The organism is Rhizobacter sp. P2_H3, from assembly GCF_056403355.1.
In genome coordinates this window covers 1-1,126 of record NZ_JBFUFQ010000499.1, presented here as the reverse complement: position 1 = coordinate 1,126, position 1,126 = coordinate 1, and the positions used below count along the sequence as shown (strand labels likewise).

Here is a 1,126-nt window from a genome sequence, read left to right as displayed (position 1 = left end):
GGGCGGCTGTCTTGCTGGCTCTCCTGCCGGTACTCGAAGCGCAAGCCCCCGCCCGGCGCCGTCTCCAGCGTGATCGTTCCACCCAGCCGCTGCGCAATGCTGCGCGCGATCGACAGGCCCAGCCCGCTGCCGGTCTGCTGCGTGCCGAGCAGCCGGTAGAACGCATCGAACACCCGCTCGCGCTGGTCCGGCGGAATGCCGGGGCCGGTGTCGTCGACGCGCAGCAGCGCGCGGCCACCGGCCTGTTCGAGGCTCACGTCGACGCGCCCGCCGGCCGGCGTGTAGCGCACCGCGTTGTCGACCGCATTGCGCACCAGCGTCTGCAGGTCGACCGGCGTGCCGGCGACCCGCACCGCGTCGAGCCGCGTGACGCCCAGGTCGACCTGTCCGGCCTCGGCCATCGCGACCAGGTCGGAGACCACCTCGCGCACCACCTCGTGCAGCGCGACCGAGGGCTGCGCCGCTGCATCCGGCCCGTGGTGCGCGTCGGCCCGCGGCGCCTGCACCCGCGCGAGCGACAGCAGCTGCTCCAGCAGTGCCCGCGAGCGCGACAACCCCTCGCGCAGCGGCACGAAACGCCGCCGTGCCTCGGGCGACATCTCCGCATGCTCCAGGTTCTCGGCCTGCACCGTCAGCGCGGTGATCGGCGAGCGCAGCTCGTGCGCCGCGTCGGCGACGAAGCGGCGTTGCTGCTCGAGCGATTCGGTGAGGCGGCGCAGCAGCGCGTTGATCGACGTGACGAAGGGCCGCACCTCGTCGGGCATGTCGCCGGCCGGCACGTCGACCAGCGCGGCGTCGCCCTGGCGATCCAGCTGGTGCGAGGCCCGCGCGATCGGCCGCAGCGTGCTGCCGATCACCACGCGGATCAGCAGCAACAGCACCGGCAGCAGCACCACCAGCGGCACCAGCGCGGCCAGCGCACTGTCCTGCGCGATGTCGTCGCGCCGGTCGGTCTGCTGCGCGACGATGAAGCGGCGGCCGTCCGGCAGGTGGGTCAGCAGCATGCGCCACGGGCGGCCTTCGGCGACGTGCGTGTCCAGCCCGTCGGGCAGGTCGCGCGGCAGCCGGCCGATGCCGTTCACGCGCGGCTCGCCCGCCGCCGTGTCGACCAGCTCCACCACCACGC

General features: G+C 74.2%; 1 protein-coding gene. It reads right to left on the bottom strand.

Annotated elements, in window-relative coordinates; genetic code table 11:
• Positions 1–1,126, bottom strand: a 1,126-nt coding sequence (locus tag AC1D1T_RS32630) for an ATP-binding protein (RefSeq protein WP_477993503.1), incomplete at both ends; no start/stop codon positions are given.